Source organism: Peribacillus sp. S4 (genome assembly GCF_046715815.1).
Taxonomy (GTDB): domain Bacteria; phylum Bacillota; class Bacilli; order Bacillales; family DSM-1321; genus Peribacillus; species Peribacillus frigoritolerans.
Genome location: NZ_CP175708.1, coordinates 4445321 through 4466386, shown reverse-complemented (window position 1 = coordinate 4466386; position 21066 = coordinate 4445321). Strand labels below are relative to the sequence as shown.

Sequence of the window (21066 nt, the reverse complement as noted above, 5' to 3'; positions counted from 1 at the left end):
ATTTTGGCTGTTTGTTCTCTAAATGGACACAAAATAGCGATCCGCAGTAGCAAATTTGAAACGGAAATTAGATAGTATAGCCCTTTGATGAGATTTTGTAAAGAGTTAGCCAATCAAACAGGTAAAGCAGTCACAAAAGGGAACCAATTTTGAAAGAGGTCATACAAGAGCGATTTTACAAAAAAAGCATAAAATAGGATAATGGTCGCAGAGAGGTGAAGTGAATGACATATCAAGAAATGAAAGTGACGATAGCCGGAAACAGCCTTACTCAATTCGGGAAAAGAATATTAATCTCGCAGATTCAATTCTCGACATTGGAGGCGATATTCGAAGTCGATGAGGCGGTTCAAAGAAAGCTTGATCTTAATCGAAGGACTGAAATCAGGGAGTTCATCATCGATTCTGTATCGGAAGGGGACTTTTACTTTTCCCCATTCATCTTCTCGAGCAGGGGAGCGATCCAAGAAGTGCCCGTGGGCGGGGAACTGCCACCAGGAAGTAAAATATACATACTTGACGGGCAGCATAGGACCTATGCCCTCATTTCAGCCATCAGTCATCTAAGGGCACGGAAGGAAACGGAAGAAGAAATCGGAAACTTTCCCGAAGCGGCAAAGCTCCAAAACCAAATTGATAAGTTGAAAACCTATCCGGTCACGATTCAAATCTATTTAAATCTGGAAACGCATGAAGAAAGACAGCTATTCAATGATATTAATACGAAGCGAAAAGAGCCGCATAACGGCTTGGTGATGAAGTATGACCAGCGCGATGAATATGCAGAACTAACACGGAACATTGCCAGGATATTAGAAAGTAAGCTGGAGATAGAGGCCACCCTTTCGAGGATCACCGTGAGATGTACGGCGCTGACTACGCTGACGATCATGAGGCGCTGCCTTATTGCTTTATTTGAAGGAAACGTCACCGCGAAAACGGGTAAAGCCAATTATGGTGATATGACCAAAGCCGAAATCATCAACACCGCGACCGCGTTTTTCGAGTCATGGCTGGAAATCTTTCCGAAGAAGATGACAGACCGGACTACATTCACATCAGGGTATTCCGGCATTCAAATAGCCCTTGCCCAAACGATCCACCAACTCCGAAAACATCATGAAATCCCCTATGAAGAAGCAATAAATCATATGCTGCATTTGAAGAAAGCCTGTACTTGGAAGCATGATGATACCCTTTATTCACACATTTACGACCCCTTGAAAAAAAGAGTCAAAAACCATTCGACTACAAACGCCATCCAGAAAACGGCTCTCGCGTTCAAACGAAAAATAGAACAAGAAGGAGGATGGCTAAATGATTCTAGGTGAATTGGACCGGAAAAGAAGGACGATGGTTTCCTGCTCCATCATCGAGCTGGTCCATATGTATCGCAACGGTCAGATTGCCACGAGGGAAATCAACCAGCTGCGGGTCCGATCAATCAAAAACTATCTTTTGGACAATGCGTTAACGAAAAATATCTACCTGCCGCCACTTGTTGCCAGCAGCAGGGAAGGAGCAGCCCCTAATGGAAATCCTATCGAACTTTCGATCATTGACGGAACACAACGAATAGCGGCTTTCGCGCAATTGGAGGACAGTATCCTTAAAGCGTTAAAGAAGGGTGAAGAAAAGGTGAAACTAGCATACGAACTGGATTCACTCATGAAGGACAGCTCGATTGCGATCCAAGTATTTGAAGGGCTAACAAGAGCGGAAGAATCCCAGCTCTACCTGGATCTCAATCTAAAAGGCAAGAAAGTGGCCCTTTCCAAACGGATATCATTCGACTCGCGAAACAACCTCAACGTCATTACCAATCAGGTGCTCCATACCCATCAATCGCTAAAAACAGCCGGTGTCGAACTTGAAAAGCGTTCCATCAATCGTCCAGCCAATAAAAACCTCTTATCGCTATCGCAATTGAGGCAGGTCATCGGCATCTTCATGACTGGGAAGGCACACGTAAACATCGAAGAGAAAGTATCACAAAGTCCGCTATCGAACAGTGAATACATCACACTCATTCATCTCTATCTTAATGAACTATTCGACATATACCCGGCAGGACAGATGGGTGATTACACAAAATGCATGCTTGCCAGTTACCCGCTTTTCATTGCCGTTGCCCTTTATGTCAATGACAAAATGGAAAACCAGCCAATCGAACAAAGACAACAGCTGATTGCCACGAGAATGTCAAAATTGAAAGAGGTGGACTGGAGCCCTGGAAATCCCATTTGGAAAGAGTTTAACGGAACATACAAAGGGCGGCCGCCATTATTTCACCTAAGCAAAGATAAAAACAATATCGAAGAGCTAGTACGCTGGCTGTATAGCTGTTGAGGAGGTGAGGGGAAATGTGATAATGAAAAAGTGAAAAACCCCTAGGTGAGGACGTCCGGTCAGACAATCACCTAAGGGCTTGCGAGCAGGAGTATACCTGCCTCTATGTCCAGTATACTCCATAAAAAGGAATAGTGAAATGGGGAGTGAATGGAATGATGATACGAAAAAACTATTTATTGAATATGGAAACGGTAGGAATGATGGAGCGATACGACGCCAATGGTGTCGAGATGACTACGGTAGTGGAGGGAGATAGCACTTTCCATGTTAGGCAACCGCGCCAGGAAATCCTGAATAATACGTTAAACCACTTTGGATTGGATCTGGATGGCGGACTAGCAGCAGCCAAATCCGTACTGGGCGGTAAATACAGACTGCCCGTCTGCATAAATGCCCAACTGGGGATGGTCTGGTTCTCCTCCCGCTCATTCCGGAAAAGAGGAGGAGTCTGGTTTTCCTACATCCACATTCGTGACTTAGAGGAAATGAACGAAAAGGAAACACTGGTCCACACAAACTACGGTCATTGCTTACCAGTAAACTTAAGCAAAAATCAGCTCGCCTTCAAAAGGGATCAAGCAGCCTATCTGCATACGACCTTCCATGAACGCTCATTGGGTAAAAAGACCTTTTATTACGAACCGGGAAGCGGAATCACCTTTTGCAAAGAACCTGGGGAGGTCCATTACAGGGTGAAGGGAAAGGAATAATATAATCTATGGGACCGCTGAATTGGCGGTCTTTTCTTAGGAATGGATTAAGTAAGAGCGGGTATTATTTAAATCCAGAAAAATAGTTATTGTAAAAAATGGAATGATACATTATGATTAGTAAAAAGTTAATATTTAGGTAAGGAAGTACGTATTTTGAAACGAATATTTGCTATTTTACTATCTTTTGGACTAGTTTTAGGTCTCTCGTTTGGCGCAAATGACGTTGCCAGTGCCAAAACAAAGGTGAAGACTTATAAAAACTGTACAGCATTGAATAAAGACTACAAAGGAGGCGTAGCCCGTACATCCTCCGTTAAAAATAAAGGAGGAAAAACGAAATACAAGCCTCACGTTTCAAAGGCGCTTTATGATGCCAATAAAAAAAGCGATCGCGACAAAGACTTTATCGCTTGTGAAAAGTAAGGATTATTCAAAGAGACCTTTTATAGGAAGGTCTCTTTGAATTTTTGTAGATAAAACGTGTTCCATATTGATTGGAGCGGGTGTGAGAGGCTCCTGCGGAAAGCAAGTGCCTGGAGAGGAAAGTTCATTTTTGTACAAAACTAAAAAAATGGAAGCTAAAGCCTAAACAGGTTTTTAGCTTTTTTCTCGTGGGTTATCTTTCAAACCGTCCAAAATGTGTATTTTCCCGATTTATAAGTGCATCCCCAAGATTGATTCTGCTCATAAGTCTTTCATGGTCAGAAGGAAAACGTTCTTTAACATTTGCGACACCCTCTGTTGTTGGGATATTACCATTAGGCATAGGACGTTCTTCTCTTTGAAACCCAGGGTTCAAACTATCATTATTAGGGTCTCTGCGAGCATCAAGGTTCCCGGCAGTATTATTTGGATCATTGTTATTATCTTGTGGCATATATTTCACTCCTTCGCTTATATTATCCGCTGATGGCATGAATCTATTCGCACGCTGTACTTTATCCTTTATTTATCCTGTTTTCCTCAATTTGCAGCAACGCCAATTTCTCTTGAATGATCAACAAGTACGAAGGGTCTTTTTTATGCTTTAAAAAAACTTCTAAATATTATGATTGACTTACATTTTAATTTGTCTTACAATTTCAATGTAAATAGTCGAAAGATTCAATCAAATGGAAGGAGAACTTACTTAAGAGCTAATTCACTTCAACATGAAGCATGACAACATACTGCGCGTTAACTTTATGTCAATTCCGGAAATGACGTAAAGTTCTGTCATAATTTCAATATCTGAATGTCTAGAGTTATCTAAGTATTATTGCTTTAGAAAAAATGAAAGCGAATACATACTCTTTGGAATGGAGTGAATAACTTGAAAAATCAATCAAATCTTGCTGAATCCACTGTGATTGCTCCGGAGGTCGAAAGTAAGAAAACAAATTTCTTCACGAAGTTTAAAACCGCTTATGGTCCAGGAATTCTTGCCGTGTTAACGTGGCTTGGCGCCGGGGATCTGGTGACTTCTTCTGTTGCTGGTGCAGATTATGGATATAGTTTAATGTGGATTTTAGCTCTGTCATTAATTCTTCGTTTTCTTATCGTTAATGTTATTGCCCGGTTCCAGCTTTGTAACACAGAGGGTTTAACCATTCTTGAAGGCTATGGACGTATCCACCCAATTTTCGGTTATTTCATGTTTGGTTATGCATTAATCATGGGCCACCTGTTTAATGCCTATATGATTAAGGGAGCGGGAGAGGTATTATCGACACTCTTCCATGTCAATCAGCCGTTCTTAGCTTCAATGGTAGTTGTAGGATTAGTGTTTATGCTTATTGGCAGGAATATTTATAATAGAATTGAAAGTGTAATGAAAGTGCTTTTGGCATTATTGACCATTGCCTTCTTGTTCCTGGCCATTCAAGCTACACCGGATGTGGGGCAAATCATTAAAGGAACGGTTGGTTTTAGCATTCCAAGTGATACTGGCGTTCATGGAGCATTATTGGTGGCGATTTCAATTATCGGTGCAGTGGCAGGATCGATTTCGAACTTTGTACATCCATATTTCATGAAGGAAAAGGGCTGGACGAAGCCGAGTCATGTCAAGGTTCAAAGAAATGACTTACTGTTTGCCATCGGAGTTTGCATCGTGATTAATTTAGCCATTTGGGTGGTTGGGGCAGAAATTTTAAAACCGAATGGAATTCATGTGGAAACGATTGATGACTTGGCAATGGCATTACAAATGTCGTTAGGACAATTTGGCTGGTACATTTTTTATCTTGGGGTATTTGGAGTATTGTTCGCGAGTATAGTAGGGAAATCAACTGGTTTTCCAAGATTGATAGTAGATGCCTTTTACGTAATAAATAAAAACCGACGCGAAAAATACAATGGTAAATATGAAAAAGATCCAATGTTTAAATGGATTATGATTTTTGTATTAGTTACGCCGCTTATTTGGTCCATTCCCGGCATGCCTGGTTTCATTGCATTGACAATTGGCGTAAATGCAATAAATATAATCGGCTTTCCGGTAATCGCAATTGGCATGCTCGTGCTTTCAAATAAAAAAAGCTTGATGGGAAAATATAAAAACAATTGGTTCGAAAATATTATTCTAACGTTAGCTTCCGTTTTAGCGATTTGGTCCGCCGTTCAATTAGCTACTACCTTTTTTTGAAATAATGGTAGATTATAGATAGAGGCGTTAAACAAAAAGGTTATGTCAGAATTCGAACCCGATGGGGTCCTACTTTATTGGAAGTGAGGTATCAATGATGAAACCGAAAGTAATCGTCTATAAGAAAGTGGATCAAAAGGTGTTGGATTATATTCAAGAGACTTGTGATGTCGTTTATTTTGAGGGTCTTGATTCACAAAACTATCCTGAATTTCTTCAGGAGCTGAAGAACGCACAAGGTATATTAGGTTCAGGATTAAAAGTGGATAAAACTTTACTGGATCAAGCACCGCAATTAAAAATCGTCTGTAATTCATCGGTTGGTTACGACAATTTGGATGTAACCGAGTTGTCCAATCGAGGAATCATGGCTACGAACACTCCCGAGGTATTGAACGAGACAGTCGCCGATACGATCATGGGTTTGATGCTCTCCACAGCGAGAAGAATGCCTGAGTTGGATCAAATGGTAAAGTCAGGGCAATGGACATCGAATATTGGAGAAAAATCGTTTGGGTTGGACGTCCATCATAAAGTATTAGGCATTATCGGGATGGGAGGAATCGGATCTGCCGTTTCAAAAAGGGCCCGTTTTGGGTTCGATATGAACATCTTATATCACAATAGATCCAGAAACGAAGACGCGGAACAAAAGTATGGAGCTACATACAGTTCTCTGGAAGATCTGTTAAAGCAATCTGATTTTGTCTGCTTAATGACACCGCTGACTCCTCAAACCGAAAAGATGATGGGGGAAAAAGAATTCAAGCTCATGAAAGAGTCCGCCATCTTCATCAATTGTTCAAGAGGGAAAACAGTGGATGAAGAAGCGTTGATCGATGCGCTAAAGACCGGAGAAATTCACGCGGCAGGACTGGATGTCTTTGTACAGGAGCCCGTCCAGGAAGACAACCCGCTGCTTTCCATGAAGAATGTCGTCACTCTGCCTCATATCGGTTCCGCAACATATGAAACCCGCCTGAAAATGGCGATGCTGGCCGCAACAAACCTTGTCGCCGGATTACAGGGAGAAACTCCGCCTACGTTGATTAAAGCTGGCGTAAAGGTGAAGTGATCTTTTATAAATTAAGCTGGATAGCCTTAATTGGGGCTATCCATTTTTTTGTTTCGGATTATTATTATTACTCATCCTGCAAAACAAAAAGCCCTCCCATAAAGGAGGGCTTTTATATCAATTCCCCAGACTTTTGTTATTCATCAACCACATCTGCCATTTCATCAAAATCGGAAACTACGATCTATCAAACGGTTCAGCACAAGAAATACCTGGGTTTGTCATCGCGTAAGACTAACTTGTAATCGGAGACTGCACGCAATGTTTGGATACATATATGCATGCACTGGTACTTGTTTTGATCCCTAGAAGTCTTTCTTAATACGATCGTCATGATTTAGATTGTTGACACCGTATTTCCTCCTCTATAAGTTTATGCTACGTCTGATTGTTTAATTGAATCAACGTAATGGTTTGCTTTATCCTGGTCAAATTCCCCTTCCCATTTCGACATGACAATCGCCGCCAATGAGTTCCCTATGACATTAACCGCTGATCTTCCCATATCCAAAATTCGGTCGATACCGGCAATGAACGCAACACCTTCCACCGGCAGTCCCATAGAACCAAGTGTTGTTAAAACAACAACAAATGAGGCACCCGGAACGCCAGCCATTCCTTTTGACGTTAACATCAATACGAGTAACAAAGTGATCTGTTCTGTAATGGATAAATCTATACCATACATTTGTGCCACGAAAAGTGAAGCAAGTGCTTGATAAATCGATGAGCCGTCTAGATTAAACGTATAGCCTGTTGGAATAACAAAAGAAGTAATGGATTTCGGGCAGCCAAACTTCTCCATTTTGTCCATAAGCCTTGGTAATACCGACTCTGAACTTGCTGTTGTAAATGCCAAAATCAATTCATCCTTTAACACTTTCAGGATAACAAAAATGCTTGTCCCCGACATTTTCGCTATAATTCCAAGAATGGCGAATACAAAGAATACCATCGTCACATAAACAGCCATTACTAGGTTACCTAAAGGAATTAATGTTGCGATACCGAATTTTGCAACGGTTACACCAATCAGTGCAAACACACCAAAGGGGGCAAATTTCATGACTAGATTCGTCACCCAAAACATTACTTCCAACACACCTTCAAAGAATCCAAGAATAGGCTTTCCTTTTTCTCCTATCGCAGCCACACCTAAGCCGAATAAAACAGAAAAGAAGATAATCGGTAATAAATCCGCTTGAGCCATTGATTCAAATACATTTGAAGGAACAATATGAGAAATTGTTTCTCCAAAGCCACTGCTGCCAGCGGTATTTGTCGTTTCTTCATATTTTGAAATATCACTTTTTTCAAGATTGCTTGTATCTAAGCCAGACCCTGGGTGGAACAAGTTTGCCGCCAGTAATCCAATAACAATGGCAATTGTGGTGACAATCTCAAAATAAAGAAGAGTCTTCCCGCCTAATTTTCCCAGTTTCTTTATATCGCCGACTCCCGCTATGGAGACGACTAGTGCAGCCATGACGATCGGGATGACAATCATTTTAATTAAATGAATGAAAATATCGCCGATAGGCACCAAAATGGCCATGACTGTTTCATTACCATGGAATAAAGCACCGACAACGATACCTAGTACAAGTGCAACAAAAATTTGAGTAGCTAAGCCAAACCTTTTCATTTGAATTCCTCCTTCGATAGTCGTTCTGTTGTTAGCGCTTTCATTTTTTAGATTATTTCAAGTTTATGATCATCCTACTGGAACCTACTGAATCCTACGGATACTTACAAGGGCCATAAAAAATAATAATTTCAGTCAAACCCTTCTCACTTTTTTCCCTTTTCATGTGTTATGTTTTTAATATAATGACTGGGGAGGGACCGTATTGAAAAAGAGTATAAGGATATTGCTATTGATTATGATTGCGGTGCCTCTTGCGGGCGAATTCAAGTTTTACCCCTTCGATGATACATTCAGAGTCAGTTTGGGAACCCCCGTCTTCTTCTTGTTTTTACTATGGGGGAGGAGCATCCACCCGATTATTGCAGGCATAGTGACGGGAGTGAGTGTGTTTTTTTTGCGTTTTTCACTGGCTGTCGGGATACGGGACATATCCGTTGAGGATGCGATCTATCTTCATGTTCCCGCCTTTTTTTACTACTTCATTTACGCGTTGGCCTTTCATAAAACGAAATTGAACGAACGGCACGATCAGCCGTTTATGATCGGGCTTTTAGGGGTATTGATCGAGCTTTCTGCAAGTGTATCGGAGATGACGATCCGATCCATCCTGGCGAATCAGGGCACACCCTTGTTAGCCATTGACCAACTTGTTTTAATCGCCTTTATTCGAAGCTTTTTCGTTCTCGGCTTTTTTAATATAGTAAAGCTGAGAGAAGCGAAATCCGCAGAAGCGGAGCAACGCATCCAAAAGGAACAAATGCTGCTTTTCATTTCAAGTTTGTATGAGGAATCGGTTCAACTGAAGAAAACGATGCAAAATGCGGAAGAAATCACCCGAACTTGTTATGACTTTTACCGTCGGATAAAAACAAGGGGGACTAATGGAAGCGATGCGCAAACTGCGTTGCAGATTGCCGGTCTCGTACATGAGATCAAAAAAGATAACCAGAGGATTTATGCGGGGCTTTCGAAACTTATGTCATCCAAAAACCTGCAGGAATATATGAAAATCGAAGACCTTGGTAACATCATGATCGTGTCCAATAGACGATATGCAGAGTCCCTTGGCAAAGTTATTACATTTACCTTGCATATAGATGATGACCATCCCCACTATCATGTATATATGGTATTATCATTAATAAATAATTTATTGGCCAATGCAGTGGAAGCCATTGAAGAAGAAGGATACGTATCACTGCATGTGAAAAGGAAAGATCAATTCGTGGAGTTTTGCATCTGTGATAATGGCCCCGGCATTGCGCCAAAGCAGAAGGAAATCATTTTTACAGCAGGTTATACAAAGAAATTCGATGCGGCGGGAAACCCTTCAACGGGAATTGGCTTATCGTATGTGAAACAAACAGTTGAAAAATTTGGAGGACATATCAGGCTAATGGATACCTATAAAGAAACCGTATTCATCGTAGGAATTCCGATTGATGCTATTATGGAGAAAGGGCTAACGAGATGAATTATTTCATTATAGATGACGATCCTGCCATTCGAGGAATGTTGACAGAGATAATTGAAGACGAAGATTTAGGCAAAGTGGTGGGAGAAGCAGAAGACGGAGCTTTAGTGAATAATGGCTTGTTGTTTTTAAAAAAAGCAGACGTTGTCTTAATTGATTTGCTCATGCCATTAAGGGATGGAATTGAAACAATCAGGTCTCTTGCTGATGGATTTCAAGGAAGATTTGTGATGATTTCGCAAGTGGAAACGAAAGAAATGATTGGTGAGGCGTATAGATTAGGAGCGGAATACTACATTACAAAACCGCTGAACCAAGTTGAAATTTCATGCATATTAAACAAAGTGAACGAGCGAATACTGGTGGATCAATCGATCCAGGGCATTCAAAAGTCGTTGAACGTGTTTACGGACCGCCCGAAGTCTTCTAAAACCTTTCATACAAAAAATATCATGGAAGCCGGACGGGCCTTAATTTCTGATTTAGGTATGATTGGCGAAGGGGGAAGCGAGGATTTATTAAACATTTTAGGATTCCTCCAAAATGAAAAGCAAAGACTCGGTCCTGCCTACTCGTTTCCATATTTAAAGGAGATTTTTGCTGGGATTGCTGCTGAAAAGCTGGGAGATCAAGCGAAAGAAGCCGAAATCCAGAAAGAAATGAAAGCTTCCGAGCAGCGTGTCCGTCGCGCTCTTAACCAGGCACTCATCCATATCGCTTCATTAGGATTGACGGATTATATGAATCCAAAATTCGAAGCCTATTCATCCACATTTTTTGATTTCTCGGAAGTCCGAAAAAAAATGCTGGAGCTAGAAGACAAAAGCAAAAAAGTAAGCAGTCAGAGCCGGAATAATATGAAAAAATTTATCCAAGTGCTGTTTATGGAAGCAAGGCAGATGATGAAATAATAAACCAGTAACACAAGCGGAATAGATTGAAAATTCCCAAAAACATTTTCTTATTTTTCGTTGGAAGAAGCATAAAGGCAAATCCGTTTATATGGATTTGTCTTTATCGCTATTTCCTCCGTATTTTTTTATGGCTCTTTTCGTAAAGATTGTTGTTTTTAAACGAAACTATTTAAGGTTGATTGGAGCGGAAGTGCGAGACTCCTGCGGGAGCAGCGGGAGAGGTGAGACCCCACAGGCGTTTACGCCGAGGAGGCTCACCGCCCGCCCCGCGGAAAGCGAGCATCTTGAGGGGAAATCAACCACAACCCACTACCTGGTAAATAGCAACAAAGTATGTGAAAACAGCCTTTTCTATAAACAGTATTGTTTCAAATCTATAGAAAAAGGATAAAGAAGTTCATTCGTTTTCTATTCGTTGATTAATTCCATCGCTCTAACTTTGGGATGCCTCTAGTGAAAAACTTAGCAATAAATTTAGGCATATTCATATTTTCCATCATATGATTTTGAACAACTTTTTGCATTTCTATCGCAGTAATGTTTTGAGTGAATTCACCATTTATATAACAATGACTGCAATATTTAGTACTTATCCTACCATCTTTTTCAGTTCCACCACCTAATTCATCTTTAGATAGCGGCATTCCACAACTCTGACATGCTTTATAATTTTTCATGATAATTTCTCCTACAAAAAGTTTTATCCTAAACATTATCTAACAAACAAAGTTAAGTCAAGACAATATGAATCACATCTCATCGAAACGAATCAAACGTTGATGTGGGTGTTGCCGTTCTTATGAAAGGCGAGACTGGCGAAGCTTTAGGCCTTCAATAATCATAAAAATAACCAGCCAAGCTATTGCTCAACTGGTTACTGGCTTTACATGTTAAATTAAAGTTTAAAATGACGATTCATTATGGCAACTGTTGTGCAAAATACATTGATATCATTCGGAATTTATGATAAATTAGTATAGAAACACATTTAAATAAACACTAAACAGTTTACCCCTTACTATAAGTATAAGGTAAAACTCACCTCTAGTCAACCCCTAATTTCTCATTTTTTAAAGGAGTGTCCGTTATGAACAATGAAATTCGGCAGGAGCAAGAACGTTTGAATGAGGTGATAGAAACAATCACGAAACAAATCAGCAAAATAGAAGGAGAAACTTCAAAGCGTAAAAAAGAAGTTGTTAATATCCGTAAACACTTTTGGGATGACCTCAAGGTTAATATCGATACTTTCGATGATTACCTCGAGACCATCATTGGCTTAAGGCAGCAGGCCCAAGACTTGTCACAAAGCGAAGGCGCACATAGATATGCCTTCAAGAGGCTGTCAACACTACGCCGCATGCAGGAAGTGCCTTACTTCGGCCGGATTGATATCACTGAAGAAGGGTCTCCCCTTACGGAACAAATTTATATTGGGACTTCAACTCTTACTGATGCAACAGGAGAAAACTTCATTATCTACGATTGGAGGGCCCCGGTTTCGAGTGTTTATTATGACTATCCTCCCGGTCCTGTAGAATACTCCACTCCCGGAGGCGTAATTCGGGGGATGCTGGAGAACAAGTGGCAATACACCATCAAGGGCGGCGTTATCGAATCAATGTTCGATACGAGTCTCACCATTGGGGATGAGATCCTGCAGCAGGTACTGGGCAAGGGAACGGATAAGCATATGCACAGTATCGTGTCCACCATTCAACGTGAGCAAAATAGGATCATCCGGAACGATCGCGGACGTCTGCTCATTGTTCAAGGTGCAGCTGGCAGCGGGAAGACATCAGCTGCCCTTCAACGGATTGCTTACTTGCTCTACAAGAACCGTGAAAGGCTGAAAGCCGATCAAATCATTTTATTCTCTCCTAACTCCATGTTTAATAACTACGTATCCAATGTGTTGCCCGAACTTGGCGAAGAGAATATGCAGCAGGTAACATTCCAGGAATATCTGGATCATCGTCTGACTGACTCGTTTCAAGTTGAGGATCCTTATGAGCAACTGGAATATTTGCTTACTGCAGCGGATGATCCTTCCTATAGCACCAGGACAGTGAGTATCCAATTTAAGGCATCCATTCGCTTCTTTGAAATCATCAAGACCTATAGACAATCACTGGAGCAATCCGGAATGATCTTTAGAGGGGTGAAGTTCCGAGGGGAAACGCTCGTCTCCGCCAAACAAATTTCGGAAAGATTTTATAACACAGACACCACATTAAAATTTCACAATAGGATTGAAAAGCTGAAAGAGTGGTTATGTGAGCTACTTGATGAAAGGGAAAAGTTTGAGTTGAAACAACCTTGGGTCGAGGAGGAAATTGAGTATCTTAGCAAAGAAGACTACCAAAAGGTATACACCTATTTAGAGAAAAAACGCGGCCATGATGAAGATTCCTTTGACGATTATGAGATAGAAAATAAAATGCTTGCGCGTATGATTGTTCGAAAGAAATTGAAGACGTTACGCAAACGGATAAAAGCACTTCATTTTATCAATATTAAGGGCATATACAAGCAACTTTTTGACGAACAAATACGGATCGAACTGTGGAATGAGGGTGAAACACCTGCCGAAAGGGAAATTTGCTTATCAACCCAAAAAATGCTGGACGAAGGTAAACTGTATTATGAAGACGCGACTCCATTTTTGCTGCTGAAAGAGTTAATTCAAGGATTCCAGTCGAATACTTCTATAAAATATGTGCTTGTAGACGAAGCACAGGATTATTCTCCATTTCAATTCGAGTTCTTGAAACGATTGTTTCCTAATGCCAGGGTGACCGTGCTCGGTGACTTTAACCAGGCAATATTCGCTCATGCCAGCGAACGGGTGGATTTCCAGACTCTTACCAGTTTATACGGGATAAGTGAAACCGAGAGCATTACCTTAGATCAAAGCTACAGATCCACAAAGCAGATTATAGAATTCACACGTGAACTAATTCCAGAAGGCCATCGAATTAAGGCATTCAATCGTGAAGGCGAGAAGCCGGTACTCACTCAAGTGTCCAGCCGTGATGAATTGCACTGTAAGATTATGTCTAAAGTCAAAGACTTTCAAAGCCGTGAGTACAATACAATCGCAATAATCTGTAAATCTGCTGCCGAAAGTGCCGCCGCATACGATGCCCTTAATGCCCACGGTGAAATTAAACTCGTACAGAAAGGCACAAATGAATATGAACAGGGTGTAGTAGTTATACCGGCTTATTTAGCCAAAGGCATCGAATTCGATGCAGTCATCATTTATGATGCATCCATGCAAACATATGGTGATGAGAGCCTGCGTAGATTGTTCTACACCGCATGCACCAGGGCTATGCATGACTTGAAAATTTATACGGTTGGCGAACCCAGTCCCTTCTTGAAAAACAGTGCAGCGGAGAGTTCACTTCTGACCTCCAAATAACAAAGAATGGAGTCATTATTAGTGCTTCCTTTTTTCTCCTTTCATTTTATTGCTCTTTTATCGAAATACTATAAAAGAAAAGCTTTAGAAAAGGAGGAGATGGATTGACTAACGAGAAAGAACAGGTGGAAACGGGAGGAAGCCAGGTGACTGGTGAATCAACGACTCAAACAGTTAATGATGGCCATTATCATTATCCAGGGCCCGTGGAAGAAGGCTATAGCGGAAATACAGGAAGAGCCGTACAGCCTGCCGGGAAAAAAGATCCTGATGTTCCTCATAACAAAGACACATTTAATTACACCCGTAATGTAAAGTAAATCCGTCCAACATCATATACTTGGAGGTGAAAGAAATGAGTAAAAAGACAGGAAGAGGTCGCATCGCACCAAGTGTTAACCCGCAGGGACATGGAAAAGATGTGGAATTCTCCACCGAGCCTAAAAGCGATCTTGAAAACAAGGCAAAAAAGTCCAATACAAAATAAACGTATTGGATAAAAATGCGGTCATATTTTATAAGGAAAGCCCTTCTCTTAGTCGAGAGGGGCTTTTATAATCTAAAAGAAGGTTTTAATCATCTTAAAAATCTAATCCTTGCTCCTCGTTTTTTGTCGATGAATCATACGTCCTTGAAGCAGCGGGATGTGAAAGAATAAAAGGATGGGGTTACCGTTAAAAAAATACCAAATACATATACCGCTGTGCTAATATGAAAGACTGAGCTTAAAAAAATGAGAGGAGTTACAAATGAAAATAAATCGATTAATAGCGAACAATATAAGCCATTTAGATTCGTCACTGCCAGACGACCAATCATTAGGAATTGCTGGTTTATCAGGTTCCGGGAAGACGACTTTTTGTCAAACCATTGGCGAAGAATCCAAGAAGCGTCTCGTTTCCTTATTGCCGAAGTCTGAATATCAGTATTTATTCCCTAATATTATGGAAACCAACTTCAGTGCCATCAAGATGGAGGAAATGCCTCTGGTCCTTTTTCTCGGCAAATCATCCATTTCAGCTAATCCCCGTTCGACCATTGGCACACATACTGGTGTGTTTAAAGAGATACGTGTTTGTCTTGCAGAAAAATTCAATCTTTCTCCGGAAGTTTTTTCATTTAATAATGCCTTAGGCTGGTGCCCCACTTGTAAAGGACGCGGTACGACGAAAAACGTCGAATGTCCAAAGTGTGAGGGGAAGCGCTACAATCAAGAAGTCGAGCAATATACCATTGAATTATTAGACCGCCCGCATACTATATCCGATATCAACAACTTAAGCATCGAAATGATCCTTTCACTCGCAGAGACCTTACATATAAGTGAAGCTAAACAGCATATTCTCCAAAATATTATCAATATGAATATTGGTTATTTAGGCTTGAACCGTATTATGGGGACAGTGTCAGGAGGGGAATTAACCCGGCTTTATTTGGCCGAATTCATGGCAACAAGTGAAAATACCGTGATCATCATCGATGAAATCTCCGTCGGTCTTGATCATCAAACCCTTTTGAAAATTTTGGAGCAGATTAAGCAATTAGGTTATAAAAATCAAATTTGGCTCATTGATCACTCCGACACAGTGTTGGATAGCACGGATGATCAATTGTTCTTTGGACCCGGCAGCGGAAAATATGGCGGGAAAATCGTTGAGGAATCACCGCGGCCCAAACCAATCAGCTGGAAGCGAAATGAAGCAGCGCCAACGGAATACTATCAATTTCAGGATCTTTACTGCCGTAATATTCAAATGGAAGAAATCCGGATTCCCAAGAATAGACTCGTTACCTTTACGGGTGAGTCCGGCTGCGGTAAATCTACACTAGTCAATGAATGCATCTCCAAAGATTTTCAGAAGCGGTATCCAAAGGATAAGCTGGTCATGGTCGGGCAGGACCGAAATAAATCGATCACCAGCCGGTCGACCGTTGCGACGTTTCTTGATATTAAAAAGAAGCTAACCAAATACAGTGATGAAATTGATGATATTTTTCAGCGTTCGATCGAAGATATCATCGATGAACTCCCAAAAGAAGACATCGCACATAAACGTTTGAGCTTATTGATCAAACTTGGGCTTGGTTATTTGACGTTAGAGAGAAAAACACAAACACTATCGACGGGTGAATTTCAATGTGTCCACTTAGTTTCCGAGCTGTTTGCGAAGACAAGGAACCCGCACACGCTGTTCATTTTTGACGAGCCTTCAAAAGGGTTATCGCAAAATATTTTAAACCAATTCATTGACAGTGTCAGGGTCATTTTGGAGGATGAATCCGTCTCCATCATCATGATTGAACATAATGCCTATATGCTGGAAAGCTCGGATTATATCGTGGATTTTGGCAAAAGACAGCTAACACCTGTCCAGCATCTTGACGTTGTCAGTCATGATGATTATTACAGTCACAAAAACAGTGACGAACGGGTGGAGCGTTTGCATATCTCTTCGACGATCCGGTCAAAAACTGGTATCGATTATTTACAGGAAAATCATCTGGACTATTTCAAAAACGCAGAGAACGTTTATAAGGGCGGCATTTTAAAAAGCCTATCACCAATCGCTCGCGTGATTTATGGGGAGTACGAGTCCGATACGATTGCACCTGTGATCGCCATTGATCTTGAACGGCACTTGTACAGTCAATATACGTTTCTTTATGAATTGGGCGGAATGATCAACCATATAGTGGCTGCACATCCGACCAATAAGGATACAAGAAGCTTCGATTTCTATTCTGCAGAAAATCATTGTCCAAGCTGTTCGGGACGCCGGTTCATTGAAAAATTCGATTTCGATGTAGTCATACAAGACAAAAACGTGCCATTCTGGGATGGTTTATTACATCCGGACGTGATGGAAGTATTAAAATATTATCAGCATTCCAAACTGCAATTCCTGTTTGATGAGATCAAGAATGAACTAGGTCACGACATTAGTAAAAGCTATAATGAGATGACAGATGCCGAAAAGCATACCTTCTTATATGGGTATTGGGAAAAGTCCTTTTACGATAAAGCAGGCAAGGCATCGCGAATTTGGGAAGGGTTCAATTTCATCATTGGGCGTTATATCTTCGTATCGAAATCAATCATTAAAGAGCAGATGAAAGAAACAAAAGAGATGATCGACTGTCCAGTCTGTCAAGGAACGGTTCTCAAACATCATAAAAAGCTGATGTTTGGTGATACGGACATTCGCGAGATCATCCAACAGCCAATTGATCAAGTCATCAAAATTGTAGAAAAGCTGCCGGAACTGGAAAAACTAAAAGCGATTGTGGGCGGCGATATCGCACTCACTGATGATGTCTCATTCCTTCCACGTGAAACAAAAGCCGCGTTGAAAATGCTCGAACTCGAACTAGCAAGCTTTGTCGGCTATGAAGTGGTTTTACAAAATACCCAACCATTCTGGGACAGCATCAAAGGCAATATCGAAGCAATCAGCAGCAAAAATCAGATTACCATCTGTGACTTTGCCAATATTAACGAAACAAGAGAAACCATTATTGATAAATACTTCACCAATGGCAAATACAAAAAACTAACCTATGTCTATGAAGCATTCGGCTACAAAAAAATCGTTACCCAAATCAATAAAATTAAAGCAAGTCATAAATGCCCATTCTGTAATGGCAAGAAAGTCATTTCAGAAGACAACATCCATGACGGTGTGTATAAATTAACGATCCCTTGTGTGAGCTGTCATGCCAGTGGCATCGATGATGAAGGGCGCAAAGAAATCGTCGAAAGCATCGACGTCCAGACCTGGCTGACAGGGAAAGTGAAGGATGTCGTGGCCGAAAGTGAACGTACCGAGGCCGTGGCCGATATCCCCATTTTCGCCCGGATACGTGAATTGAACAAACGAGACATGATGGCGGTTTATCAATGCCTTGACCAGAAAAAATAAAGTAAAAAGTCCGCCGAAAATGGCGGACTTTTATTTTGGGGACTTAAGGGGTTTAGAATCCGAATAGTGAGGTGAAGGTCGAAAAAAATTCGTGAGCGGTCGAATACTATGTGGTTCAGGACGATAAACTGCGTCAATGGCCCAAGACAGTGCAGACAGTCGACGAAAAGTGATTTAAAACAAAGTTGATAGGAGTGGGTGTGCGAAACTCCTGCGGGAAAAGCGTGTCCAAGGGAGATCCCGCAGGTGCAAAAGCGCCGAGGGCGAACCGCCCCGGAAAGCAAGTGCCTGGAGGGAGATCGGCGTTCCATGTTTTATAAACCCTCATAAAACTGTAGACGGAAGGGGTTTTATCTAAATTTCAAAACGGAGTTGATTGGAACGGAAGGTACGAGACTCCTGCGGGAAAAGCGCGTCTAGGGGAGACCCCGCAGGCGAAAGCCGAGGAGGCTCCCCCGACCGCCCGCGGAAAGCGAGTGCCTGGAGTGGAAATCAACAATCAAATTTTAAAAACCTTATACAAACTAAAAGTCCGCCATTTACGGCGGACTTTTTTATTATTTTGCAGAATGATCTTCTTGATAAACGGGAAGTGTTATTGAAATCGTTGTTCCCTTATTCAAAGCGCTAGTTAAATGAAGTGTACCATTCATCGTTTGGATGGTCTTGACAGCCACCATAGATCCCAACCCAGTCCCTTTTTCTTTGGAACTGTAATAAGGCTCACCAAAACGATTTATTTGTTCCTTGTTCATTCCCACTCCATTGTCACTGATTTCGATAATGATATCGAAATTATTTACATAAGAAACAATATTAAGTTCCCCGCCGTTTGGCATTGCCTCTATACCATTCTTGATGAGGTTTAGGAAGCATTGCTTGAAATGTTGAATATTCCCCCGGGTGATGCCTGGAGCCAACTGATTAGATATAGTAACTAAATTCATGTTAGCCAATGGTTTGATCATTTCAATTACATATCCTATTTCACGGTTAATTAAAATATTTTCCACTTTCTCAAGTGCAGGTTTTGCAAATGCTAAGTATTCACTGATAATGGATTCTGCACTATTAAGCTCTCTAACTACATGTTGTATATATTGTTCTCTTACTTCCTGAGTCAGATCAGGAGCCTTTAGCAGTTGAACAAATCCTTTCACAACCGTTAAAGGATTTCTAACTTCATGTGAAATGCTGGCTGCAAGCTGACTGACTACCTCCATTTTTTCAAGCCTTACCATTTGTGTCCGGATTATAATGGCATCTTTTAAAATTTCTATGATATATAAAGCCAAAACGATAATGAAAGGAGGGAGGATAATAAAGTAAAATACATACGCCTCCGTTATTCGAAAATAATCAGACATAACGATTGAAATGAAGCTCGTTAGTATTCCAAGAAACAAAATTAATAGTATCGAGCTATTAAGCTTATTTTTTCGATTGAAATTTTTGAATTTGGAAGAAAATAAAGCCGTTATAATAAAGATTACGATATATACAGTTAACGTAAGTAAATTGAAACCATAAAAAGCAAACCTAAAAGTTAATATGATGACTAACAGTGCAGCCCCTACAGGCCAACCACCATAAAGGGTCCCTATTATAAAAGGGATTTGCCTGAGATCATGGACACAATATTCATCGATATAAATAGGAAACTTCATACATAAAATAATAGGAATGCTCATGCATGCAGTAATAAGGGTCTTGCCATACTGACTTAACCTTTTGCCATGATCTAATAAAATGTAATAAATCAAAATGCTTACTAAGATATAAAAAAGATTATCTAATATGTTTTGATTAATATAAATAAAATTCATAGGATTCTCCTGAAAAAGTAACCGTTTGGTTTATTATACAAGAATAACACCAAAAAAGAGAATCTTAATAAGTAATTTATTTACAGAATGACATTTAAATTCAAAAAAAAGTTGGTTAATGTATCTATTTAATTAGAATTATTTAACGATTCATCCGTTCGAATTTGGTTATTACATAATAAAGGAAATATAATAGAGGCAGAGGTGATTTTCATTGAAAAAATGGACAAAAGAAATAGAAATAAATGCCCCAATTGAACAGGTATGGAAGTTTCTTGATGGTTCTGTAGAAAATTTGCAAAAAATCATGCCTCAAGTAGTTGAACAAAAGCCGGTTAAAATAACGGAAGAAGTGGTTGGAAGTGTATATCGCCAAAAATATCGAGAAGGAAAACGAACAGAAGAGTATGATATAGAAACATTGGAATATTTGAATGAAACTAATGAGAAAAAGCTAAAAGTAGGCTTCATACTTGCTAAAATGTTTGAAATTACAGCTTTTTATGAACTAAATAAAATCAATGACAATAGAACTTCCTTTACATATACAGTCACCAGTCGCCCGTTAAAGTGGTTTTTGAAATTACTTTTAGTATTTGCCACCGATAAAGTGGTCGTGGAATTTTTAGATCGTGTCAAAAAGGTAGCTGAAGCAGAAACAAGTAGTTAATGAATTAATTAAGTCAATCTTCCGTATTATAGGGGGCATACAACTTGCCTATGTTGGAGGGTGTGCTTTGATCGTTTCATTCCACTGCAGGCACTCGCTTTCCGCGGGCGGTCCGGGAGCCTCCTCGGCGCTTTGCGCCTGCGGGGTCTCCCTTGGACACGTATTCCCGCAGGAGTCTCGTACCTTCCGTTTCAATCAACTTGTTTTAAACTTTTGATAGAACCCCTTTTGTCTACAGTCTTTTGAGGTATGTAAATATTAGATTTCCACTGCAGGCACTCGCTTTCCGCGGGCGGTCCGCCCTCGGCGCTTTGCGCCTGCGGGGTCTCCCTTGGACGCGTATTCCCGCAGGAGTCTCGCACACCCGCTCCAATCAACTCTGCGTGAAAACTAAGTCGACACAGCAACACAAATCAAAAAT

The 21066-nt window shown here is 40.6% G+C and carries 17 protein-coding genes; 13 read left to right on the top strand and 4 right to left on the bottom strand.

All coding sequences use genetic code 11. The annotated features are described in order from the left end of the window. The first annotated feature begins 224 nt into the window (after nucleotides 1-224). The 4 genes from ACJ9PY_RS21195 to ACJ9PY_RS21180 all read left to right on the top strand — a co-directional run bounded on the left by ACJ9PY_RS21195 (nucleotide 225) and on the right by ACJ9PY_RS21180 (nucleotide 3488). Nucleotides 225-1331, top strand: a complete 1107-nt coding sequence (locus ACJ9PY_RS21195; protein ID WP_411738927.1) for a DNA sulfur modification protein DndB — start codon at nucleotides 225-227, stop codon at nucleotides 1329-1331. Then, nucleotides 1318-2349, top strand: coding sequence for a DNA sulfur modification protein DndB (locus tag ACJ9PY_RS21190; RefSeq protein WP_411738926.1), 1032 nt, complete (start codon nucleotides 1318-1320; stop codon nucleotides 2347-2349). The genes ACJ9PY_RS21195 and ACJ9PY_RS21190 overlap by 14 nt, the downstream gene beginning before the upstream one ends. Nucleotides 2350-2504: 155 nt before the next feature. Next, on the top strand, nucleotides 2505-3062 hold the full coding sequence (locus tag ACJ9PY_RS21185; protein WP_034304100.1) for a competence protein ComK: 558 nt from the start codon (nucleotides 2505-2507) through the stop codon (nucleotides 3060-3062). 156 nt (nucleotides 3063-3218) lie between these two features. Beyond that, entirely contained in the window at nucleotides 3219-3488 is a 270-nt protein-coding gene (locus tag ACJ9PY_RS21180; protein WP_034304099.1) for an excalibur calcium-binding domain-containing protein, read from the top strand. A gap of 193 nt (nucleotides 3489-3681) precedes the next feature. On the opposite strand, the gene ACJ9PY_RS21175 is transcribed toward ACJ9PY_RS21180, so the two are convergent. Then, on the bottom strand, nucleotides 3682-3942 hold the full coding sequence (locus ACJ9PY_RS21175) for a hypothetical protein (protein ID WP_057276994.1): 261 nt from the start codon (nucleotides 3940-3942) through the stop codon (nucleotides 3682-3684). 435 nt (nucleotides 3943-4377) lie between these two features. Between ACJ9PY_RS21175 and ACJ9PY_RS21170 the strand changes: the two genes are divergently transcribed. Then, entirely contained in the window at nucleotides 4378-5691 is a 1314-nt protein-coding gene (locus ACJ9PY_RS21170) for an Nramp family divalent metal transporter (RefSeq protein ID WP_411738925.1), read from the top strand. A gap of 97 nt (nucleotides 5692-5788) precedes the next feature. Then, entirely contained in the window at nucleotides 5789-6766 is a 978-nt protein-coding gene (locus ACJ9PY_RS21165; protein WP_411740304.1) for a 2-hydroxyacid dehydrogenase, read from the top strand. Between the two features lie 373 nt (nucleotides 6767-7139). On the opposite strand, the gene ACJ9PY_RS21160 is transcribed toward ACJ9PY_RS21165, so the two are convergent. Further along, complete coding sequence (locus ACJ9PY_RS21160) at nucleotides 7140-8411, bottom strand: cation:dicarboxylate symporter family transporter (protein WP_145504437.1); 1272 nt, start codon at nucleotides 8409-8411, stop codon at nucleotides 7140-7142. Between the two features lie 205 nt (nucleotides 8412-8616). Here ACJ9PY_RS21160 and ACJ9PY_RS21155 point away from each other — a divergent pair, with 205 nt between their 5' ends. Then, nucleotides 8617-9888 carry a sensor histidine kinase gene (locus ACJ9PY_RS21155; RefSeq protein ID WP_411738924.1) on the top strand — a complete coding sequence of 424 codons (1272 nt, stop codon included), beginning with the start codon at nucleotides 8617-8619 and terminating at the stop codon, nucleotides 9886-9888. Beyond that, nucleotides 9885-10799, top strand: a complete 915-nt coding sequence (locus ACJ9PY_RS21150) for a response regulator (RefSeq protein WP_187050009.1) — start codon at nucleotides 9885-9887, stop codon at nucleotides 10797-10799. The genes ACJ9PY_RS21155 and ACJ9PY_RS21150 overlap by 4 nt, the downstream gene beginning before the upstream one ends. Nucleotides 10800-11221: 422 nt before the next feature. On the opposite strand, the gene ACJ9PY_RS21145 is transcribed toward ACJ9PY_RS21150, so the two are convergent. Beyond that, nucleotides 11222-11479: a zinc ribbon domain-containing protein gene (locus ACJ9PY_RS21145; protein ID WP_057276990.1), complete on the bottom strand. Its 258-nt coding sequence runs from the start codon at nucleotides 11477-11479 to the stop codon at nucleotides 11222-11224. Nucleotides 11480-11889: 410 nt separating this feature from the next. Here ACJ9PY_RS21145 and helD point away from each other — a divergent pair, with 410 nt between their 5' ends. The 4 genes from helD to ACJ9PY_RS21125 all read left to right on the top strand — a co-directional run bounded on the left by helD (nucleotide 11890) and on the right by ACJ9PY_RS21125 (nucleotide 18149). Beyond that, nucleotides 11890-14229, top strand: coding sequence for an RNA polymerase recycling motor HelD (gene helD / locus ACJ9PY_RS21140; protein ID WP_411738923.1), 2340 nt, complete (start codon nucleotides 11890-11892; stop codon nucleotides 14227-14229). Between the two features lie 104 nt (nucleotides 14230-14333). Continuing rightward, nucleotides 14334-14549: a hypothetical protein gene (locus ACJ9PY_RS21135; protein WP_411738922.1), complete on the top strand. Its 216-nt coding sequence runs from the start codon at nucleotides 14334-14336 to the stop codon at nucleotides 14547-14549. A gap of 35 nt (nucleotides 14550-14584) precedes the next feature. Continuing rightward, nucleotides 14585-14716, top strand: a complete 132-nt coding sequence (gene sspL, locus ACJ9PY_RS21130; protein ID WP_034304091.1) for a small, acid-soluble spore protein L — start codon at nucleotides 14585-14587, stop codon at nucleotides 14714-14716. A gap of 262 nt (nucleotides 14717-14978) precedes the next feature. Then, nucleotides 14979-18149, top strand: a complete 3171-nt coding sequence (locus tag ACJ9PY_RS21125; RefSeq protein WP_411738920.1) for an ATP-binding cassette domain-containing protein — start codon at nucleotides 14979-14981, stop codon at nucleotides 18147-18149. Nucleotides 18150-18706: 557 nt separating this feature from the next. Here ACJ9PY_RS21125 and ACJ9PY_RS21120 read toward each other — a convergent pair. Then, complete coding sequence (locus ACJ9PY_RS21120; RefSeq protein WP_063575262.1) at nucleotides 18707-19975, bottom strand: ATP-binding protein; 1269 nt, start codon at nucleotides 19973-19975, stop codon at nucleotides 18707-18709. Nucleotides 19976-20189: 214 nt separating this feature from the next. Between ACJ9PY_RS21120 and ACJ9PY_RS21115 the strand changes: the two genes are divergently transcribed. Next, entirely contained in the window at nucleotides 20190-20645 is a 456-nt protein-coding gene (locus tag ACJ9PY_RS21115) for an SRPBCC family protein (protein ID WP_411738919.1), read from the top strand. Nucleotides 20646-21066 lie beyond the last annotated feature (421 nt).